Origin of the sequence: Marivirga lumbricoides (assembly GCF_014636295.1) — a bacterium.
Classification (GTDB): domain Bacteria; phylum Bacteroidota; class Bacteroidia; order Cytophagales; family Cyclobacteriaceae; genus Marivirga; species Marivirga lumbricoides.
Genome location: NZ_BMEC01000003.1, coordinates 146,829 through 168,138, shown reverse-complemented (window position 1 = coordinate 168,138; position 21,310 = coordinate 146,829). Strand labels below are relative to the sequence as shown.

General features: G+C 36.1%; 21 protein-coding genes. 7 read left to right on the top strand and 14 right to left on the bottom strand.

Annotation, left to right across the window (positions count from 1 at the left end):
• Window positions 1-11: 11 nt before the first annotated feature.
• From IEV85_RS05480 to IEV85_RS05450, 7 genes are all read right to left on the bottom strand, one after another.
• A complete protein-coding gene (locus tag IEV85_RS05480) occupies window positions 12-1,037 on the bottom strand; it encodes a hypothetical protein (RefSeq protein WP_188461003.1) in 1,026 nt (341 codons plus the stop codon).
• Window positions 1,038-1,070: 33 nt separating this feature from the next.
• Window positions 1,071-1,913, bottom strand: a complete 843-nt coding sequence (locus IEV85_RS05475) for a UDP-2,3-diacylglucosamine diphosphatase (protein WP_188461001.1) — start codon at window positions 1,911-1,913, stop codon at window positions 1,071-1,073.
• Window positions 1,914-2,110: 197 nt separating this feature from the next.
• Entirely contained in the window at window positions 2,111-2,974 is an 864-nt protein-coding gene (locus IEV85_RS05470; protein ID WP_188460999.1) for a DUF4249 family protein, read from the bottom strand.
• A complete protein-coding gene (locus tag IEV85_RS05465) occupies window positions 2,971-5,361 on the bottom strand; it encodes a carboxypeptidase-like regulatory domain-containing protein (RefSeq protein WP_188460997.1) in 2,391 nt (796 codons plus the stop codon). The genes IEV85_RS05470 and IEV85_RS05465 overlap by 4 nt, the downstream gene beginning before the upstream one ends.
• Before the next feature lie 543 nt (window positions 5,362-5,904).
• Window positions 5,905-6,153, bottom strand: a complete 249-nt coding sequence (locus tag IEV85_RS05460) for an acyl carrier protein (RefSeq protein WP_188461627.1) — start codon at window positions 6,151-6,153, stop codon at window positions 5,905-5,907.
• A 44-nt stretch (window positions 6,154-6,197) separates the two neighbouring features.
• Window positions 6,198-7,556, bottom strand: coding sequence for an ATP-binding protein (locus IEV85_RS05455; RefSeq protein ID WP_188460995.1), 1,359 nt, complete (start codon window positions 7,554-7,556; stop codon window positions 6,198-6,200).
• Window positions 7,543-8,931 (bottom strand): sigma-54-dependent transcriptional regulator, encoded by a 1,389-nt coding sequence (locus IEV85_RS05450; protein WP_188460994.1) that lies wholly within the window; start codon window positions 8,929-8,931, stop codon window positions 7,543-7,545. The genes IEV85_RS05455 and IEV85_RS05450 overlap by 14 nt, the downstream gene beginning before the upstream one ends.
• 216 nt (window positions 8,932-9,147) lie before the next feature.
• Between IEV85_RS05450 and IEV85_RS05445 the strand changes: the two genes are divergently transcribed.
• Window positions 9,148-9,576, top strand: coding sequence for an FKBP-type peptidyl-prolyl cis-trans isomerase (locus tag IEV85_RS05445; RefSeq protein ID WP_188460992.1), 429 nt, complete (start codon window positions 9,148-9,150; stop codon window positions 9,574-9,576).
• 77 nt (window positions 9,577-9,653) lie between these two features.
• Here IEV85_RS05445 and IEV85_RS05440 read toward each other — a convergent pair whose 3' ends face one another.
• Window positions 9,654-10,052, bottom strand: a complete 399-nt coding sequence (locus tag IEV85_RS05440; RefSeq protein ID WP_188460990.1) for a T9SS type A sorting domain-containing protein — start codon at window positions 10,050-10,052, stop codon at window positions 9,654-9,656.
• A 20-nt stretch (window positions 10,053-10,072) separates the two neighbouring features.
• Entirely contained in the window at window positions 10,073-10,843 is a 771-nt protein-coding gene (locus IEV85_RS05435) for a UDP-2,3-diacylglucosamine diphosphatase (protein WP_188460988.1), read from the bottom strand.
• Between the two features lie 227 nt (window positions 10,844-11,070).
• Between IEV85_RS05435 and IEV85_RS05430 the strand changes: the two genes are divergently transcribed.
• From IEV85_RS05430 to IEV85_RS05410, 5 genes are read left to right on the top strand one after another with little or no spacing between them, the layout of a single operon-like run.
• Window positions 11,071-11,538, top strand: a complete 468-nt coding sequence (locus IEV85_RS05430; protein ID WP_188460986.1) for an ATP-dependent zinc protease family protein — start codon at window positions 11,071-11,073, stop codon at window positions 11,536-11,538.
• Window positions 11,539-11,598: 60 nt separating this feature from the next.
• Entirely contained in the window at window positions 11,599-12,522 is a 924-nt protein-coding gene (gene hemC, locus IEV85_RS05425; RefSeq protein WP_188460984.1) for a hydroxymethylbilane synthase, read from the top strand.
• A 57-nt stretch (window positions 12,523-12,579) separates the two neighbouring features.
• Window positions 12,580-13,446 carry a peptidylprolyl isomerase gene (locus tag IEV85_RS05420; protein WP_188460981.1) on the top strand — a complete coding sequence of 289 codons (867 nt, stop codon included), beginning with the start codon at window positions 12,580-12,582 and terminating at the stop codon, window positions 13,444-13,446.
• Entirely contained in the window at window positions 13,443-14,348 is a 906-nt protein-coding gene (locus IEV85_RS05415) for an SDR family oxidoreductase (RefSeq protein WP_188460979.1), read from the top strand. The genes IEV85_RS05420 and IEV85_RS05415 overlap by 4 nt, the downstream gene beginning before the upstream one ends.
• Before the next feature lies 1 nt (window position 14,349).
• Window positions 14,350-14,883 (top strand): DUF1543 domain-containing protein, encoded by a 534-nt coding sequence (locus IEV85_RS05410; RefSeq protein WP_188460977.1) that lies wholly within the window; start codon window positions 14,350-14,352, stop codon window positions 14,881-14,883.
• 49 nt (window positions 14,884-14,932) lie between these two features.
• Here IEV85_RS05410 and IEV85_RS05405 read toward each other — a convergent pair whose 3' ends face one another.
• The 3 genes from IEV85_RS05405 to IEV85_RS05395 all read right to left on the bottom strand — a co-directional run bounded on the left by IEV85_RS05405 (window position 14,933) and on the right by IEV85_RS05395 (window position 17,408).
• Window positions 14,933-15,043, bottom strand: coding sequence for a MetS family NSS transporter small subunit (locus tag IEV85_RS05405; RefSeq protein ID WP_188460975.1), 111 nt, complete (start codon window positions 15,041-15,043; stop codon window positions 14,933-14,935).
• Window positions 15,040-16,545, bottom strand: coding sequence for a sodium-dependent transporter (locus IEV85_RS05400; RefSeq protein WP_188460973.1), 1,506 nt, complete (start codon window positions 16,543-16,545; stop codon window positions 15,040-15,042). Before IEV85_RS05400 ends, IEV85_RS05405 begins: the two co-directional genes overlap by 4 nt.
• Window positions 16,546-16,805: 260 nt before the next feature.
• Entirely contained in the window at window positions 16,806-17,408 is a 603-nt protein-coding gene (locus IEV85_RS05395; protein ID WP_188460971.1) for a T9SS type A sorting domain-containing protein, read from the bottom strand.
• 168 nt (window positions 17,409-17,576) lie between these two features.
• Between IEV85_RS05395 and IEV85_RS05390 the strand changes: the two genes are divergently transcribed.
• Window positions 17,577-18,449: an AraC family transcriptional regulator gene (locus IEV85_RS05390; protein WP_188460969.1), complete on the top strand. Its 873-nt coding sequence runs from the start codon at window positions 17,577-17,579 to the stop codon at window positions 18,447-18,449.
• A gap of 67 nt (window positions 18,450-18,516) precedes the next feature.
• Here IEV85_RS05390 and IEV85_RS05385 read toward each other — a convergent pair whose 3' ends face one another.
• Together IEV85_RS05385 and IEV85_RS05380 are read right to left on the bottom strand one after the other, a co-directional pair.
• Window positions 18,517-20,529 (bottom strand): OmpA family protein, encoded by a 2,013-nt coding sequence (locus IEV85_RS05385; RefSeq protein ID WP_188460967.1) that lies wholly within the window; start codon window positions 20,527-20,529, stop codon window positions 18,517-18,519.
• A gap of 10 nt (window positions 20,530-20,539) precedes the next feature.
• Window positions 20,540-21,223, bottom strand: a complete 684-nt coding sequence (locus IEV85_RS05380; RefSeq protein ID WP_188460964.1) for an OmpA family protein — start codon at window positions 21,221-21,223, stop codon at window positions 20,540-20,542.
• Window positions 21,224-21,310 lie beyond the last annotated feature (87 nt).

Genomic DNA, 21,310 nt, shown 5'->3' with positions numbered 1-21,310 from the left:
TTTCTGCTCAATTAGTGATTATCATGAAGATATTGAAGGCTTGTAGCCACCACATCGCCCATGCTTTTACTTTCCAGAAAAGAAGAGTGTTTGTAGTGGTCTGCCAGTTCTTTCTTTAAATTACTCACATTTTCAGGGATTGAAATCTTATCCTTTCTCATACTTCTCATTAAAGCCTTCAAATTATGAGTTGAAGCTTTCATCCTATTTACAATTAATGATCTTTCCTCTTTCTGGTACTGCTTTACTGTGGCAGGGGTCATCAGCTCAAGCCCAATGTTTATAATAGGATTGTTTTGTTTAAAGTATTGCGGCATATAAACCACTTTTCTTCCCTCATAAGATTGCTGGTCGAAATCAATAGATTTTATCCTGTAATGAACTTCCTCAAAGTCGGGCGTTACATCAATCACAAAATTGTTAGAATGCATATCCCCCAACAATCGGACAAAACAACGCTCCGTAAATTTCACAAACTCTTTAGCGATTCGAATTTTATTAAGCTTTTCATCATTCATATAGCTTTTAATAAATTGATCACCTGGAATGCCGGGAATATGTTCTTCAATTAATGTGCTACCATTCACAATGTAGCTCATTCTGTTGGGGGAAAGCAGGTGTTCCAGCTCCAGCCCGTAAATTCTGGAAGCATCAGCTTTTTTAATATAGAAGTAATCAAAGTTATCGTTAATACGATTAACTATACGAACTCTGAAAGGGTAAGTGTTTCCGTAAGTACAGGCATCTACCCTGTCAACATACAAATGTTCCATTACTGAAAGGTCTCCATCTGCTTTAAGGATGGCGTATATATTTTTTAAGCCAAAATATATATGATTCATGTCATCCTGCGGAAAAAACAAGGTTTCCCAAAGAGTGTCTTTTCCATCACCATCATATAATGGAATAGCATTATTATACCTCGTGAGATCGCTATAGGTAATAGGAATTTCAATAGCACGTCCGTGATTAACCAGGTAATTACGGAGCGGATCACCTATCGGATAAATATTCTTCTTTTTACTGATAAGAGCCATACCCGAAGATAAAGCCTTTCAGCAAATATTACATTATGCGGTGCGCTTTCTTAAGCGATCCAATGCATCCTCCATGCTGAAATCATGTTCGTCTTCATCTTCAGATGGGTGTGCCTTCATGGATACTGTATTCTCTTCTTTGCTATCTGCATAGTAAACAAGGCTCCATTCGCCATTTTCGTCCTCTGCCAGTGCACTCAAGGACTCAACCCAGTCTCCTGAATTCATGTATGTAATACCATTAATTTCTTTTAAAGCAGGCTGATGAATATGACCGCAGATTATTCCTTCACAGCCTTTAATTTTAGCAATCTCTGCCAGTTGTGTCTCGAAATCATCAATATAAGAAACCGCTGATTTTACTTTTGACTTTACCACCTGACTTAAAGAGTAGTATGGAAGGCCTTTCTTTCTTCTATAAAAATTATATCGGGCATTTAGCCATAATAGGAAAGTGTAACCAATATCTCCTAATTTGGCTACCCACTTAAGGTTGGTAGTAATTGAATCGAAAATATCGCCATGGACAACGTATAGTTTTCTGTTATTACTCTCCAAAACATAATCCCTCACAATGGATAGGTTTCCTACCTTAAATGGCAATACCTGATCAAGAAAATCATCATGGTTACCCCTTAAATAAATAACTTCAGTGTTATTTAATTCAATCATTTTAAGAATCCTGTTGAAGAAACGAGTATGTTTCCTTTTCCAGGTACCATACTTTTTCAACTGCCAGCCATCAATAATATCTCCGTTAAGAATAAGCTTTTCACAGGTGCTTTGCTTAAGAAATTTTACTAATTCTTTGGCTTTTGAACTACTTGTGCCCAAGTGAACATCTGAAATAACTAATGTCTTATAATGTGTCTTCATGGAATCTTTTGGTTTCCTAAAGATCGTCTATAATTGTTATTCAGGCTTTATGCAATAATTATGGTATTAATAAATATATGGGAAAGATAGACGATTATGATAACACGTAGATAAAATTAGTAACACTTAAATAACCTGAATATAAACTGGTTATGAATAAACAGCCGCTACGTTTTGAAAATTCGGCAGATCATCTATTACTTTTCATCATCTTTAATAATAACCTCCTGCTCCAGCACTGAACTAAACTGAATATATCCTAAAGGGAAGTTTTCAGGTGTAGTGATGTTTGAAATATTGCTGGTGGCATTAACAGGTGGCGGGCTAAAAACCCCTCCATCATTAAATAATAAGTTGATAAATTCTGTATAATAGTCATATACAGCCTCATCCAATGAAAATAGTCTTAAAGAAACAGTATCATCTTTTTTATAAGAACCTGGAATAGGTAACCCTCTAAACTCACTACCAAAAAATTCAGAAGATAAAATAGAGTTAGCCAGATCTGATCGTGAATTCTTTAAAGTGTCATTTACTTTCAATTGTAACTTAAAATATTGTACACCTGGTCGGTTAAGGTTACCATTAGCAAATAAAAAATACCCCTCTCCAAAAACGGGTTGGCCCAACATTTCAAGTTGTTTCTCGGAAAGGTAGTAGAGTGAATCTAAAGTGGCATTTCTTAAAATAGTACCTTTTGCCCGGTAAATATCTCCATCTACTTCTATTTGAACAATATATGTTTTACTTACTTCTCCTTTCAAGCCTTCAGGACTTAGGTAGGTACTATCCTCAGCATTATAAGTAAATGTAGAAAGCAAGTTTTCGGCAGAATCCAACAGTTGTACTGCAGCATCTGTTACAGGAGGCGTTTTACCGGTGTCATAATAATTAATAGTTTTAGATATCTTTATTCTATGAGGGCCGTCTGCATCCGTGAAAATCCCCTCTACTACAACCCGCGACTCACTTTGTGCTAAATCTAACTCAATAAGTTCCTGGCAGGCAAGTGAACATCCTATAAAACAGGCAAAAACAAGTATATTTCTTAACTGAGTCATTTACCGGTAAATTTAAAGTTATATGTAATAGAAGGAATGATTCCGAATAATGCAGTTTTAACAGATTCAGGAGTAGTACTGGTTACAGGTCCATCTGTATCGCTATCATAATTAGGATTTTTATTATTCACATTCTTGAACTCAATAGAAAAAACATTCTTTCTGTTATAAGCATTGTAGAGTGAGAAATTAAGTTCATGCTCATAGCCTCTTCTTTTGCTATTAAGTTTCCAGTTAAGGGCAACATCCATTCTATGATAGCTAGGCATTCTGCTGGTATTACGTTTGGAGTCATCGTAATAAGGGATTGACTGTCCATCGATAACATATCTTCCTTCAGGGAATGTAACTGCTGCTCCTGTAGCATACACCCAGTTGCCGGAAAGAGAAAGTTTGTCGTTAATTTGATGCGAAAGTACTACTGAAATATCATGTGTTTTATCATATCTGGCCAGATAAGGATTACCGGAGGCTACACCATCAATCTGCCGCTGAGTGCGCGCCAATGTATAACTTACCCAACCAGTAGTTTTACCGAGGTTGCGCCTTATTAAAAATTCACTTCCGTAGGCCCAAGCTTTCCCTTCAGCCACTGCTGTTTCAATTTTATCGTTTAGCAGGATATCCTCTCCGGGAAGGAAATCCACTACGTTCTGCATCCATTTATAATAACCTTCTACCGACACCTCCCAGATGTTTTCAGAGAAATTTTTGAAATAACCCAAAGCTACTTGATCTCCAATTAAAGGCTTTATATAGGAATCAGCCGGAATCCATCGATCTGTTGGAAAGCCGGCAGTAGCATTACTAGCTACCTGAAGATACTGCAACATTCTGTTATAAGAGGCTTTTACTGAGTTTTTAGAATCAATCATATACCTAATACCAAGACGTGGCTCAAGCCCTCCATAATATTTAACCATCTCCCATGAATCATACACATCAACACCTACTATGTTTTCCTCTGCTCTTGGCATACCCTCCTCGTAAATAGATACTGAATCACGTCCTACTTTAGCAAAAGAAGAATAGCGCAACCCATATTCCAGGCTAAGTTTCTGGCTAACTTCATGCAGGTTTGATATATAAAATGCAGTTTCAAGGGCATAATCATTTGCCAAGCCCAGGTTTCTGATATTAGAATCTTTTGATTCAATATTAGCAGGCGAAAATACATGGTATATTGTATTAGCTCCAAAACTGATGGTATTGTTATTGTTCAGATAATAGTTAAAATCGAATTTAAGGTTATACTCTTGCAATCCTGACTTCCATTGATAAGCCAGTCCGGCTGTATTTACATCAAATCCATAATCGAAGTTACTGTAAAGAGCCGTGGTGTTTAAAAATAACTTATCGCTAAACAAGTGGTTCCACCTCAATGAGAAAGTAGAGTTTCCCCAATCGAATCCAAATAAATCCTGAAACCCTAATCTATCCCGTCCGAAATAACCTGAAACAAAGATTTTATCTTTTTCATTAAACTGATAATTGAATTTAGCATTCAAATCATAAAAATATAAAGTGTTATTTCTAATATCCTCATCCTGCGCCAGGCCTAAAAAGATATCAGCATAAGTTCTTCGGCCGGAAACAAGCAATGAAGATTTATCCTTAATAATAGGTCCTTCAGCAGTAAACCTACTGCTTATACTCCCTAAGCCACCTGACAACTCCAATTTTTTATTATTCCCCTCTCTCATTTGTATGTCCAGAATAGAAGAAATTCTCCCCCCATACCTGGCCGGAATCCCTCCCTTGTAGATTTCCACATTTTTAATGGCATCAGGATTAAAGACTGAGAAGAAACCTAATAAATGGCTGGCATTATAAACAGTTGCCTCATCTAATAAAATCAGGTTCTGATCAGAGGAACCACCTCTTACAAACATCCCGGTTGTTCCTTCACCTGCTGAGGTGATTCCGGGAAGTAGTTGAATGCTTTTAATAACATCTACTTCTCCAAAAAGTGCAGGAATTGATTTTATCCTCTCAATCTGAAGCCTTTCTGTGCTCATTTTAACAGAGCTTACATTCTCATCTTTTCTCCGGGCACTTACAACAACTTCTTCCAAACTGGAGGTTTCCTCTTCTAACTCAAAATTAATTGTAGCATCACTATTCAGGTCTACTTTAACTTCTTTAGGCTTATACCCAACAAAGGAAACTCGTAGAGTATATGCTCCAGGCTCTAATTGCAATGAATAGTAACCATATACATTAGATACCTGCCCCACCGAGGGGTTAGCTGCATCTATTACGGTAGCTCCTATGAGGGATTCCCCGGAAGAAGCCTCTTTAATGTATCCGCTTACTGAAACTTTTTGAGAGAAAACCTGCATCAATGACAGGAAGGACACAATGACTAGACTGGAAAGTACTTTCATACTGGCTGATGAAATTCTGAGATTAATAATTCAAGTGGCATGAATGCAAAAAATATAGAGCGGTTATGATTCTACTATTATAGGTATATATTTAATAAAATTATGTAATTAGTTAGCTATAGTGCTATATTCAATCTGTTGAAAGCAAACTTACTAAGATCAAAATAACAATCTATTACTTGTATGTTAAGGTTAAAATTAACTTTGAGAGTTTTAGTGCTTTTCACTTAAAACACCTTTAAAATATTGGCACCATCTGCTTGTTTCATTAATGAAAGGTGGGAAGATCTCTTCTTACAAACCAGATCTTTCTCTACCCAACTTAATTGTCCCTAAATTTCTCTGATTAGCATTAGAATACTGATAAAAGCATGATGTTTAAATACCTAACTTAAGCTTTAACACAAAAAGACCGCCATTACAGTATCCCCCTTTTCCCTAAATATTTTAATTAAGCAACTAAGAATAGCAGACAAAATTTGCTTTTGCTCCCTCAACACAATCAATAAAGTATTGGTAAAAATTGCTAATACCAATATTTATTTACCCCTCACTTAGTTTAGCATCAATGTACTTTACAGCCTGATTTACGGTTGAAAGTTTCTCAGCATCCATATCAGGAATTCTGATATTGAAGTTCTGTTCAAATTCCATCACCAGCTCAGCGTAATCCAATGAATCAATACCCAGATCTTTGATGAAACTAGCATCCGGGGTTACTTCGGACTGGGGGATTCCCAGTTTCTCTACCAATATATTGGTAATGGCTTTTTGAATTTCTTCTTTTGGCATTTTTACAATATTTTCCACAAATATAATTTTTTAATGTGTAATCACTAAAATTTTAAGGTAAACTCTGTTCCCGTTCCTAACGCAGACTGAACAGAAATATTTCCCTGATGCTTTCTCATTATTTCCTTAGAAAGGCTTAGTCCAATACCTGACCCACTTTTCTTGGTAGTAAAAAATGGAATGAAAATTTTCGTAAGTGCTTCTGGTTCAATTCCACTACCATTATCACGCACTGTTACAGTGACTCTGTTTTTACTATCAAGGTTGGAACTGATCCATATCTTTTTTTCCCCTTCTACATCTCCGAAGGACTCAGAAGCATTTTTTACCAGATTAATTATTACCTGCTCTACCAATTCACGATCTATTTTTATGTCGGGCAGATTCTCATCAAAGCTTTTTATCAGATTAACATTATTTTTTTGCAGGTCTTTAGCCATCAATAGACAGATGCTTCCCAGAATAATATTAATCTGTTCATCCTTAAATTTAGGTGTAGGTGTATGTGTTAAGCTTCTGAATTCATTAAGAAATCTGATCAAGCCTTCGCTCCTGTTCTCTATAGTTTGAAGGGAAGACTGTAAATCCAACATATCTTCATGTTCAATTGAATACCAGGGTTTTTCTTCTTCCATTTGAGCGGCCAACATCCCTTTTGTTGTGGCTGAAAGTGAGGATATAGGAGTTACTGAATTCATAATTTCATGCGTAAGCACCCTAATTAGGTTTCTCCATGCTTCCATTTCCTTTTCATCCAACTCACTTTGTATATTCTGTATAGAAACCAGTTTGAACTGCTTATCGTGTAGCTGAAGCTCTATAGCATATACAGAAAGTTGTCTCATTTCCTCTCCGATATTAACCTGAACCAGCTTCCTCCCTCCTGTTTTCAGGGTCTCAAAAGTTTCTACCAATTCAGGACTCACACTTTCTAAATCGCTGATTTTCTTAATCTGGTAAGAAGTATTCAAAAGCTTTTTAGCGGCAAAATTGTAAAGCTGAATTTCCCCATTTTGATTAAAAGTAATAATGCCAATACCTACGTGCTGCACAATATTTCTGAAGTATTGATATTCCGCTTCTTTTTCTTTTTGCGAGGCACGAATTGCACTCTTAATCTTTATAAACTCAGCCCTTAAAAGAGGGTCATTTTCACTGTTAAAACCATCCGTTCCATCTAAATTATTATTCTTTAAACTTTCAAGAAAATCGCTAGTAGATTTCTGATTAGCTGTTTGCTCTTTTACAAATGCATGTGCCTGAACAGCCACCAGCGCCAGCATTATAACATTTACAATGAAATAACCACCTTTTGCCATAAATACAGACCAAAGAAAAAAGGTAGCCAGCAGAATCAGTAACCTGATAATTATTCTTTTGGCAAGCGGGTTACGATATATCATACTTACTTATCCTTCTATATAAAGAGGCTCTGGTTAAGCCTAGCTCTTCTGCGGCTTTAGAAATATTACCTCCATGAATTTGTATGGCTTTTTGAATAGTTTGCTTTTCCACTTCATCCAGATTAAAACTATCTTCCATGCTATCACTCTGCTCTGTAATGGGGCCTTTATTATTTAAAAAGAAGAAATCATCGGATTGCAAATTTACATTATCACTCATAATGGTGGCTCTTTCTATTGCATGCTGTAGCTCACGAATATTTCCCGGCCACCCATATTTCTGAAGCAATCTTATGGCAGAAGGATCAATTTTCAGGCCTTCTTTTTTATATTTTGATGCATAAAGCGTCAAAAAGTGATCTGCCAGCAATGGAATATCTTCAATGCGATCGCGTAAAGCAGGCAAATGAATTTCCACCGTATTGATCCTGTAAAGAAGATCCTGTCTGAAATTACCTTTTGCAACCATGGAATGAATATCTTCATTGGTGGCGCAGATTAACCTGGTGTCAAAAGGGATTGCCTCATTACTACCCAGCCTTGTAACAGTTCTGCTTTGAAGCACATTCAGCAACTTGGCTTGTAAGGCAGCACTCAGGTTGCCGATTTCATCAAGAAAAATAGTGCCTTTATCAGCTATTTCAAATCGGCCTGCCCGGTCTATTTTAGCATCTGTAAATGCTCCTTTCTTATGCCCGAAAAGCTCACTTTCAAACAATGAATCAGTAAGCGCTCCCATATCTACACTTACAAATGAATTATCCTTCCTTCTGGACTTTTTATGAAGCGCTCTTGCAATTAGCTCTTTCCCCGTTCCATTTTCACCTAAAATCAACACGTTTGCATCAGTGGATGCCACCTTGTCTATAATAGTGAACACATTACGCAAAGCTTTACTTTCGCCAATGATTGACTTAAAAGGTGCATCAATAGATTCCTCCAGCTGCTGCTTTTCCTGCTGAAGTTTATTTACCTGATTGTAGGAGTTCTTCAACTTGGCTGCAGCATGGATTGTAGCTATTAGTTTTTCATTTTGCCATGGTTTTAAAACAAAATCAGTGGCTCCTTTCTTTAAAGCATTTACGGCAGTCTCAACATCGCCATAAGCGGTAATTAATATCACCACGGCATGAGGATCTCTTTCTTTTATTTGCTCCAGCCAATACATCCCTTCCTTACCACTGGTGGTATCCTGGCTGAAATTCATGTCTAAGAGGATTACATCGTACGATGATTGATTGAGTAAAAAAGGAATTTTCCGGGGATCTTTCTCAATTAAAACTTCTTTCACATGTTTTTTCAGCAACATTTTTGCAGCAAACAAAACATCCTCATCATCATCTATTATTAAAATCTTCTGAATTTCCTTTTCCATAATTTCTATATTCTCTATTATTCTACTAAATATGATGCCAATTCACTAATCAGCCTTTTATAGACAAATTAAGGAAATATCTGCATTTTTATGTTCAAAAATGAACAATAATGTTACAATTATGAACATAATGCGCATTAAACTACCAATAACTTTTCATTGGGGAATGTATACCCTACCTTTGTGGTTTATAATGCAAAATAAAAAGCAAAAATTATGTCAACAGTAAAGAAAGGCGACAAAGTAAAAGTTCATTACACTGGAAAATTAACAGACGGAACTGTTTTTGACAGCTCTCTTCAAAGAGAACCTATTGAGTTCGAAGTAGGTGCTGGACAAATGATAGTAGGTTTCGATAAAGCTGTTGATGGTATGAAGATTGGCGACAAAAAGGTAGCTGATATCCCGAGCAGTGAAGCTTATGGTGAAAAAAGAGATGACATGATGGTACCTGTTCCTATGGATAAGTTACCGGAAGACATCAAACCTGAACTGGGAATGCAGTTATCAATGCAACAACCTGATGGACAGGCTTTACCTGTAGTTATTGCTGAAGTAAATGATGATCATATTGTTCTGGATGCAAACCATCCTTTAGCAGGAAAAGATCTGACTTTTGAAATTGAACTAGTTGAAATTAACTAAACTAGATTATTTTATTTTCTTAGGCAGCCCTGGCTTTTTAGTGTTGAGTAAACAGATAAAAGTCAGGGCTGTTTTTTTTATTCTGTTATGATGGATTTAGTTTTGTTATATTCTGAGCTCCCAACCTCTACGATAAAAAATTTAGGCTTATAATAAGATAAATCATATTCCTTACTAAAGGAACCATTGTCAGTAACAGTTTCCTGCAGCACTAAATTACCTGTTATATCATATATTTTCACCTTCAAAGCTTTATCCTGATTTTTATAAAAGCTCAAAATAAACTTTCCTTTTTGAGTACTTTTTAATTTAAAATCGAAGTCAGGATTGACTAGCAACTTTTTTGGATATTTAAGCTCTCCATCACCCTGCACTTGCGTTGTTTTAGATCCTTTCTCTGATTTTGGCTTTTGTGCATGGACAACATTTCCGAGAAACAAGAAAAATAATAAAATAAAAAGTATAAGTTTACTCATAAGGAAAAACGTTAATTATGCTATTGGAAAGTTTTCAACACAAATTCTTTGCCAGTAAATTCTACAAAAGTATAATAATGCACCCACTCTCCTAAATTTATGTATCTGGAATGTTCTCCTACCGGCTCATCAATTGGTAAGTGCCTATGTCCGAATATATAGCAGTCATAATGTTCTTCCTTTTCCTTTTCCTTAGCAAAAGACCATAGCCATTCGCCTTCTCCCAGAAATTTGGAGCTATCATCAGTACTACTACTAATTCGACTGCTTGCCGACCATTTATTAGCAATCCAAATACCCAGATCAGGATGAATTTGCCGGAATAACCATTGACAAACTTTGTTTTCAAAAACTTTCTTCAAAAATTTATATTGATAATCACCAGGCCCAAGCCCATCACCATGCCCGATAAATATACGTTTTCCATTCGCATTTAATACCTGGGGCTCTCGATATACAGGAATACCTAATTCCTCCGTAAAGTATCCAAACATCCACATATCATGGTTGCCCGTGAATAAAAATAGGGGAATGCCTGCATCTACCAATTCTGCCAACTTACCCTGAAACCTGATAAATCCTTTGGGAATTACTTGTTTGTATTCATGCCAAAAATCAAAGATATCGCCTACTAAAAAAATAGCTGCAGCATTAAGCTTAATACTCTCCAGCCAATTAATTATTTTTAACTCGCGGGTCAGGCTTTCTTGCTTGTTAGGGGCACCTAAATGAAAATCGGAAGCGAAATAAATGCTTTTGCCTTCAGGTATGTCAATATTAATTTCGCTCATGGTTGCAATCGTTCTGCAAATCTATAAAAAGCCACCTTAAATTGAATGATTTTTCTTATTAAAACACCAAATTCCTTCTTTTACTTTTTTAAGAACAACAGCTATTCAATTTTTCTGCAGTATTAACACACCTTCTGTTTAGCAACTTTCATCTTATTGCGTTTACTTATCGTTTTATGAATGCTGACAATTCCGTACTTTAGCCCTTCAAATCAGAAATCAGGAAATTGACGAAATTAAAAAGAGTAATCGGACGTACTGATAAGGTAGACTTACCGGAGCTGGGACTTGCGGATGTACAAGCCAAAATTGATACAGGGGCATATACCTCTGCTATTCACTGCTCCAAAATACATATAGATAAAGCAGATGATGGCAGGGAGCTTCTTGTATATACAATAAGTGGTAATCGCCTGGGAAAAGGAATGAAAGCAAGAGTCTTTAAAACAGATACTTTTAAATTAAAAAAAATAAGGAGTTCTAATGGGCAAGTACAACAGCGCTATGTTATAAAAACCAAGCTTCGCTTATTTAATAAAAACATTAATACTGAATTTTCCTTGTCAGACAGAAGCCACATGAAAAACCCAATATTACTGGGCAGGAAGTTATTAAAAAGTAGATTTATTGTGGATGTGGCGCTGGAGGATATTTCTTATGATGAGAAAAACCGACTAAAAAAAGGTAGGGAATAAAATTTAAATTGCGTGAGTAGAGACTATTTCTACATTAAATATTAAAGAATATAAAATTAAATGAAGATAAAGATAGGTACAAGGGGAAGTAAGTTGGCGCTATGGCAGGCTTATTTTGTACAGGAAAAGCTTGTAAAAGCCGGACATGAAGCCGAAATAATTACTATAGATACCAAAGGAGATAAAATTTTAGATGTAGCTATATCCAAAATTGGAAGTAAAGGTGTATTTACTGAAGAAATAGAAGAGCAATTAGCGTCAGGAGCTATTGATATTGCTGTGCATAGTGCAAAAGACATGCAATCAAAGCTTCCGGAGGGGTTTGAGCTTATCGCATTTTCAGAAAGGGAAAAAGTAAATGATGTTATTGTGTCATCAAATACAAAGATAGACCTTAAGCAACCTATCACTTTAGGGACTTCCTCTACCCGAAGAATTGCTACTTTAAAACACTTTTATCCGCATATTAAAACGGTGGATATTAGAGGGAACCTGCAAACCAGGATACGTAAAATGGAAGAAGGTTTATGTGATGCTATATTGCTTGCCTATGCAGGTGTTCATAGAATGGAGTACGATGATAAAATAGTACACAGCTTATCTATTTCAGAGTTTGTACCAGCAGTTGGGCAGGGTGCCATTGCTATTGAGGCACACGAGCAACTTTCTGGTGAAAAAAAGCAAATTGTAAAATATGCGATCAACCACAAAAACACAGCCGACTGCTTAACCGCGGAAAGAGCCTATCTCAAATATATGGACGGAGGTTGCAGTATTCCGGTTTTCGGCCTGGCTACTTTACAAGGTAATAGCATTGAAATGGAGGCGGGTATAATCAGTTTAGATGGTAAAACAAGAATTTCTTTTAAACTCACAGATGATGTAAGCCAGGCTGAAAATCTGGGGATATTGTTAGCAAAGCAAGTACTTAATGCAGGCGGTGATAAAATTTTGAAAGAGATAAAACAACAACTTAATAAATAGAATAACCACCCTCAAATCCTAATCAGACTAATCTTAAAACTACCAAAACAGAAAAAAATGAACAAATTATTTTTAAACTTACTGGTTTTCATTCTTCTTTTCAGCGGATGTCAGGCTTCTAAAGACTCCATTGTAATTTTCCACACCAAATACGGAGACATGAAAGCCATTTTGTATGAAGAAACGCCCAAGCACAAACAGAATTTCATCAAGCTTATTGAGTCAGGGCAATATGATAGCACCATTTTCCACAGAGTGATAGAGGACTTCATGATCCAGGGAGGAGACGTTAACATTAAGCCCAATATAAAGGAAGAAGAGAAAGTGAATTACACTATTGAGGAAGAAATAAATGATCAGTTTTGGCATGTTAAAGGAGCTTTGGCTGCTGCAAGACAAGGTGATCAGGTAAACCCAAAAAAGCGTTCAAGCGGTTCACAATTTTATATTGTTCAGGGTCAGACTTTTGAAGGGCCTGAGTTGGATCAATTGGCAGAAGGGCGTAAATACCAGGAAAAGCAAGCAAAGGTAAGAGAACTACTCAGCATGAATAAATACTCAGACCTGAGAAACAAAGTGATCGAGATGCAAAAAAACCAGGATTTAGAAGGTTTGCAAAGCTTTATGGAGAAAGCTGACTCCCTTATAATTAAAGAATTTGGTGAGATTGAGCTTTACCAGTTCAGCGAAGACCAGAAAGCAGATTATGCAAACAAAGGAGGAGCTCCACACCTGGATGGTGAATACACAGTATTTGGACGCGTTGTAGAAGGTCTAAATGTTATTGATTCGATAGCGGCTGTAAAAAAAGGCGCTGGAGATAAACCCATTGAAGATATCTACTTAACAGTGGAGCTCGATAAAATGTCGAAAAAGAAAATTACAGAACAGTACGGCTACCAATATTCTAAAGAAGAAAAATGAAAATATTAATTACAGGATCCAATGGTTTACTAGGACAGAAGTTGGTTCAACTGATCACTACTATTGGTAAACACGAACTTATAGCCACTGCCCGAGGGGAAAACAGATTACCCGCGGATGAATCTTATAAGTACCTAAGTTTAGACATTACTAACGAAAAAGAAGTAATGCAAACCATAGAAAAAGAGCGCCCGGATGTAATTATTAACACTGCGGCCATGACTAATGTGGACCAATGTGAAACCGAAAAGGAGAATTGCTGGAAACTGAATGTTGATGCCGTAAAGTACTTAATCAATGCTTCAGAAAAGATAAATGCATTCTTACTCCACTTATCAACGGATTTTATTTTTGATGGAGAAGGTGGCCCCTATAAGGAAGAAGATACACCTAATCCTGTGAGCTATTATGGCGAAAGCAAACTGGCGGCAGAGAAATTATTACTGGAAAGCCATATAGACTGGGCCATTGCCAGAACTGTATTAGTTTATGGAATTGCCCATGATATGAGCCGCTCTAATATCATTTTGTGGGTGAAGAAGTCGTTAGAAGAAGGTAAAAATATTAATGTAGTAGATGACCAATGGAGATCCCCAACTTTAGCTGAAGATTTAGCCCAGGGTTGTTTTTTAATTGTTGAAAAGAAAGCGCGGGGAATATTTAACATTTCAGGAAAAGATTTCATGACTCCTTATGAAATGGCCATTCAAACGGCTGATTATTTCAAGCTTGATAAAGCACTCATCACCAAAACGGATGGTTCTAAATTTAAACAAACTGCTAAAAGGCCTCCGAGAACAGGTTTCATTCTAGATAAAGCTTATAAGGTTCTGGATTATAAACCACACTCTTTTAAAGAAGGAATAGCCATACTTTCGGGGCAACTTAATCAATTATCATAATATGAAAAATCTTTTCGCGGTAGTACTAGGTGGCAGCGCCCCCAAGTCGAATACTGAGCTACATGATGTTGTTTTTACAGTAGGTGAAACAATTGAAGAAACTTATCATGATCTGCTTGACAAATGGTTTGGTCTTCCTCAAAAAATGCATATTGATTCTTACATGGTTTTAGATGTAGTAGATGGGTATGAAGTTCACTTGAAAGAAGAAAGGCCTGATCAAAGACAGAAGCTCTTCTTTATTAATTTAGGGGCTTATAAAAAAGGTGATTTTATGGAACATCATGCCAATACTTTTCTTGTATCGGATTCTGTTATTGAAGTAAAAAAGAGGGCTAAACAGAACTTATTGAAAGGATATGAAGAAGTTCATAAAGATGATCTTTACGAGATAGACGACCTGCTTGAAATAACTGAACTTAATGGATTGCATGTGCACCTGATTCCCACCAACAGGAAGCAGAATTTAGTTCCTGTTAATGGTTATCATGTGCTCCCCAAAAGTGTTGTAAAAGAATACCTGGAGAAAAAATAAGTACTAAAATTCGCATTAAATACCATCAGTCAGTTTTAACTGATGGTGTTTAATCCTTATCAGGCTCTCCACTTTTAATAGCCTTCACAAGAAAAACTAAAAAGCCACCTACTGTAATCAGTAGGCATATCATCATTCCTATTATTGCTTCAGTACTCATTGTTTTACAAATTTTCTATAGAACCATCCATTAAAAATTAAGCCAATAAGAAGTGCTACTCCCCATTGCGTTACAATACTTGCGTTGCTGTAAACATCAAATACGTTCCAGTTGCCCTGCTCATCAAACCAAGGGTTTTTACTGTATCCCTGACTCATCCACCAATAAACGAGAAATATTCCCAAACCAAAAATAGTGACCATCATTGCTTTAAAATATAAGTTATTCACTGTGAAATCAGAATTTTGATCAATAAAATCTCTCTTAAATTTCGTAGCACCATATTTTAAAACCAAAAAGGCAATAAAAATACCACTTACTAATAATCCTACTCCCCACACCCAATCCTGATTAGTAAAAACATCTATAGAAAAGGCAGATGGAAAGCCAACAACAAAGCAAGCTACCCCTGCAATAAATGCTGCTTTTGGCCTGCTTAACTTATAATCAGTTAGGTTACGGATCAATAATTGCATCATTGGCAGAAGTGAACTAAAGGCAGCCATTAAAAAGGCTCCAAAAAATATAAATGAGAGAAAAGGGCCACCCGGCATTTGGGCAAATAATTGAGGAATAACTGTAAAAGTTAAAGCCTGGCTTCCTTCATGCAGATAATCGGTTGCTGCCTCAGGGGTAGGCGCCATTGCAAAAACTGCCGGTAAAATAGCCATTGCAGCTAAAAGAGCCGCTGTATTATTTCCAAAAGCCCCTAAGAAAGTATTTAAAGTAACGTCCTCTTTCTGATTGGAAAAGGACCCGATTGTAATCATGAGGCCCCACCCTGCTCCAGTGCTCCAGGCTGAATCAGATATAGCTTCAATCCAAATTGTGGGATTGGAAAAATGATGCATTTCTATAGTGAATAAATATTCAAGTCCTAAGTAACCGCCTTCCATATTTAAGGCAAAAGCTGACACTATAATGAGTAAAATAAACAGCGTAGGGATCAATATTCTGTTTACCTTCTCCAGGCCTTGTTTAATTCCTTTACTTAATACCCATATGGCCAGTAAAATGGTAACCATATAGCATGCAACTGCTTCCCAGCTTGAATTAGATAAGTCGTCCCAGAAGCTCCCCATATAAGCAGTATCCGCTCCTATTTGAGTGTTCATGGCTCCTGATCCGAATAGGTAGTCTGTTAAATTATGTGCATTGAAAATAAAGTACCTTAACGACCAGCCTGTTACTACTGAATAATAAAAGGCTATCCCTACTGTACAAATGGTTACAAATACACCCATCCAGTTAAATTTCTTACCAGACAAACTGCCTAAGGCTCCTAAAGTACCTTTTTTGAAATGTTTACCTATGGCAAGTTCTGCCATTAACAAGGGAATTGACCACACCAGCAAGAAGAACATCCACAGAATAATAAATGCTCCACCGTATTCACCGGCAATTCGGGGAAATCTCCAAAGGTTCCCGGCTCCAATAGCCATTCCTAATGAAGCCAGAACTATCCCCCACCTGTTACTAAACTCTTCTACTTTTTCTGACATTAACCTTATTTATTTTTTTTCAAAAAGTTAATTTACGGAAAGCGCAGATGAACACAAAAAGAATCCGCTTTAAGACGAAATAAAGTTGATAGACGGTTCTTTTATCAGAAAAAATATTATTTTACGCTGAGTAGAAGCTTAATTCTTCTATTAATTAAAAGTTTTATTTATTAGATTATTACAAAAATATAAAATAAAAAAGCCTGCTATCCGAAGAGAGCAGGCTAAACTACTATGGAAACGATTAATAGAAACTAGCTTTAATGAGCGATTGGCTTTTCAAAGCTTCTATTGCCTTTGTTAACTATAACACTATAGTTACCTTTCTCTAATTGAGAAATATCATACCTTTTTTTGTATTCTGACTGAGCACCTAAATAGTCCTTAAATACTACTCTACCTTTGTCATCAAGAATTAAAACCGTAGTTTTTTCAGTATCAAGATTTAACAAGTTGAAATCGAAAACACCACCTTCATTCATTTTAATATAAGGCTTGTATAGAACTGCAAAATCAGTTTCAACAATTTCAATGTCAGTTCTTGTTACTTTAATTGGCAAAACCTTAACATTCATTTCATTTTCAACTTCAATTTTATAGTTTCCTGCATTCAGGTTGGCTAAATCAAATCTTTTAAGAACTTCATTCTTATCTGTTACCTGCTCACTGAACAACATATAGCCTAAGTCATCTTTTAAAGTAATTCTAATTGTCTCAGACTTTATTGCTGCTATTCTTAGTGTCAGATTCTTATTTTCCTGTTTTGTAAGTTTTACAAAAGGAAAACCATTGGCAAAGCTCATAAGCGGAAGGATAGTTAACATCAAAACCGCTGCGAAATTTGTAATTCTAGTCTTTTTCATAAGCTTAATAATTAAATTATATTACAAATGTAGTAGGCATTTCAGGGCTATGCTATGATAAAATTTTCCAATATGTGTACTAAATTACCCTAATTATGTTATCTTCGTATAAATAGCAGGTAAATTCAGACAATATTGTATTATTCCACCTACTAAAAGGGTAAAATTATGCAGACTTATAAACCAACTTTTGAGCAAATAGAACCTTCATTTGGGAGTTCTGTCCTGATTAAGAAATTCGAAGAATCTAATCCTAATAAAGATCCTTTTTGGCATTTTCACCCTGAAATTGAGTTAGTATTTGTGCGTGGGGGAAATGGCAAAAGGCATGTTGGTAACCATATTTCATATTATCAGGAAGGTGACTTAATGTTAATAGGAGCCAACCTACCGCATTATGGTTTTACTGATAGATTAACCGGAAATAAATCAGAGACTATCATACAGATGCGGGAAGATTTCATGGGAGATAAGTTTATGGATCTGCCTGAAATAAAATCTATTAAAGAATTGATTGAGAATGCAAAACTAGGCCTTGTATTTACCGGAAATACAAAAGAGGAAGTAGGTAGCCAGATTGAGCAACTTATAGAACTCCCTGCTTTCGAAAGATTAATGTCATTAATAAGTATTTTAAAAAAACTGGCTCACTCAAAAGAATACTTTGTTTTAAATCATGAAGTAGTTTCAATAGAAGCTAAAGCAGTGGATCAAAACAGGGTAAATCTTATTTATGATTATGTGAAAAAACATTTTAAACGAAATATTGCTTTGGAGGAAATTTCCACTGAGGCATCAATGACAGTACCCGCTTTCTGCAGGTATTTCAAAAAAATCTCTAATAAAACTTTTACGCATTTTGTAAATGAGCACAGAGTAGTGCATGCGTCAAAATTACTATCAGAAGGTAATTTAAACATTACTGATATCTGCTACGCCTGTGGATTCAATAATATTTCACACTTTAACAGGCAGTTTAAAGAAATTACAGGCAAAAGTCCTTCCGACTACAGAAAAGAACTAAAGAAAGTTTTGAAGTAGAATACTGAGAAGAAAAAAAGGAGCCATGCAGCTCCTTTTAATTCTAACTTCAACTTCTTCTTCTTACTTAATCAATCTTGAAGTTAACCCTACGGTTTTGCGCCCTGTTTTCAGGAGAGGTATTTGGTACAGCAGGTTCAGATTCTCCCATACCTTTGTAATTGAGCTTGTTTTTTTCAATACCACTTTTAACAAGGTAGTTTACAACAGCTTCTGCTCTTCTCTCGGAAAGCTCTTTATTATAAGCCTCCGTACCAATGTTATCAGTATGTCCTATAATATTTACATTAATATCATTTTCACTCATTACTTCTACGATTCGGTCTAGCTCTGATTTACTTTTTGGAAGCAACTGGTAGCTATCGAAGTTAAAAAACACATTATTAAGTGAAATTTCGGCAGTAGATTTTACAGGAACCATAATCATATCATTGGAGAAGCTCTTTGACTCTCTTTGATTGGTTAAGTCCACATTTTCACTAATAGGTAAATAGCCATCCACTTTAACAATGTACTGATACTCCCTTCCAGCAGGTAGTGTGATAGTATATTCTCCTGTAGTTGGATCAGTTTTTACTCTACCTACCTCTTTACCATCATCCAATGTTTCATACGTAACAAGGGCATCTAGTGGCTCCTGGGTTTCTCCATCCATTACCCTTCCTGAAATAGTAATTACTGGGTCTATCTCATAGAATAATGGCATTGGCAACCTAAAGATGTTCATATCACCTAAAGAGTCCTCTTTTGTATAGTAAGCATAATTTCCCTCTGCGGGCATAGTAAAGAAAAGATCGTCTCCATCATCGTTAACCTGCGGCCCCATATTCAATGGTTCACTCCAATTTTGCCAGGTATCATCGAGTCTTCTACTCATATAAATATCACTTTTACCAAAACCAAGATAGCCTTCTGAAGAAAAGAATAATGTTTTATCATCTGACGCTAAAAAAGGAGATGTTTCAGGAGAAGCCGTATTAATATTCGCACCCAAATTCATAGGAGCAGTCCAGGATCCGTCTCTTTTCATGAAACTAACATAGAGATCCCTGTCTCCGTAAGAATCATCTCGGGTAATTGACATTAGCATTGTTTTTCTGCTATTAGCCATGAAGAAATTAGCCTTTTCAGAAACATTATAAAAATCATCTATCTTCAGTGCAGTAGGTTCTGACCAACCATCTCCTTCTTTAGAACTCATAGATACTCCGGAAATTAATCTTTTCTTTTTAGAGTCATATTCATTTCCAATTAAAAGCACTAAGGTATTACCATCAGGAGTAATAGAGCTTACCCAGTTAGGGCCAGAATTATTTAAAGGCTCACCTACGTTGCGTGCTTCTTTCCACTCATTAGTTAATGTATCAAGCTCACTCACCCAGATGTCTTCATAATCATCCACACCCCCTAAATTATCAGGGTGGAACTTTCTACCGAAGAATAACTGCTTTCCATTAGGGCTTAAAGTTGGGCCTAGTTCTTCATAAGGGCTATTCACTTTAGCACTTAATTTCTCTGATTCTAACTCTTCCTTCACATTAGGAACTAACTCAAGCTGCAAGTCAATAGGTGTTTCTGAATCTGTTATACCAATCGCATCAATGCTATAATAACCTGGAACAGCATCTCCCCGAAACTCTAGTTTAACTGCAGCAACATTGTAAGTAGTTAATTCAGTAAATAACCTCAAAAATCTACCTGGCTGATTTACAATTACAGGTTCCCTCTGAATGATTAAGTATTCAGTACCTTTTTCATCATAAAAGTAAATTCTTGATAAAGTACTTGGATTGTAAGATTCAGCTATTGCTATTTGCCTGATCGGCTTAGGGTTAGCAAAACCCACCTTTACAAATTCCTTAGAACTTGGTTTTGCAGGTGTCCAGGCATTAGGGCTACCTTCACCCCAGGGGTAAACATTTGGTTTTCCTAATAACTGCTGAATTGAATATTGCTTCTCTTCCAACTGAGAGGAGTATTCAAGCACCTCATTGGCCCACTGCACATCTTGTGCCACCAGAGACAAACTGAGTGTTTGTAATAAAAGGATAATTAAAATAGGTAGTAGTGTTTTTTTCATTTCATTTACATTATTCAGTTTTTAGAATCCGGGCTTCAACCCTTCTGTTCTTTAATTTTGCTTCTTCTGTACTTTCTTTACTTACGGGCATAGAGCCACCGAAAGCTTTTGTTTTTATTCTTTTGGAAGAAATATTCTCGGAAGTAAGATACTTCTTTACTGCCTCAACTCTTCTTTCACTTAATCTTAGATTAGCTGAAGCACTTCCTCTAAAATCGGTATGCCCTTCTAATTGAATTTCCATTTTAGGATATTCCTTTAGCATTTTAACCATCTTATCTAGTTCCTCAAATGAATCTTCCATAATTCTGGCTCTCCCCTGTTCAAAATTAATATTCAGGCTTAATAAAGCTCCTTCCCTATTGGGTATCATTTCTATCAACAAAGGTGCTAAGCCTGGCTCAACATTAATTTCCTGAGTAACATCCATGTAACCTTTTGCAGATACTTTTACTTTATATTGCGTATTAGCAACCACTTTGAAGGAAAAAATACCTGAATCAATATCGGACTTAAATATTCTGTTATCTGCACCATAAGGTAAACTTTCTAACTGTATAGTAGCATAAATTGGCGATTCCATTATTTTATTAACGATTTTTCCTTCCAGACCTATCCAATTCTGCTCAGTCTGAGAGCAAACAATCAGCGTATTTATAAAAAATAAAATGGAAAATAAAACTAATTTCATCATGAAACATCTCTTAAACATGTAAATTTAATTTTTTCAACCAAAATCATGTGCAAAACTAAGAGATAATTCTGAAAATATTTTAATATT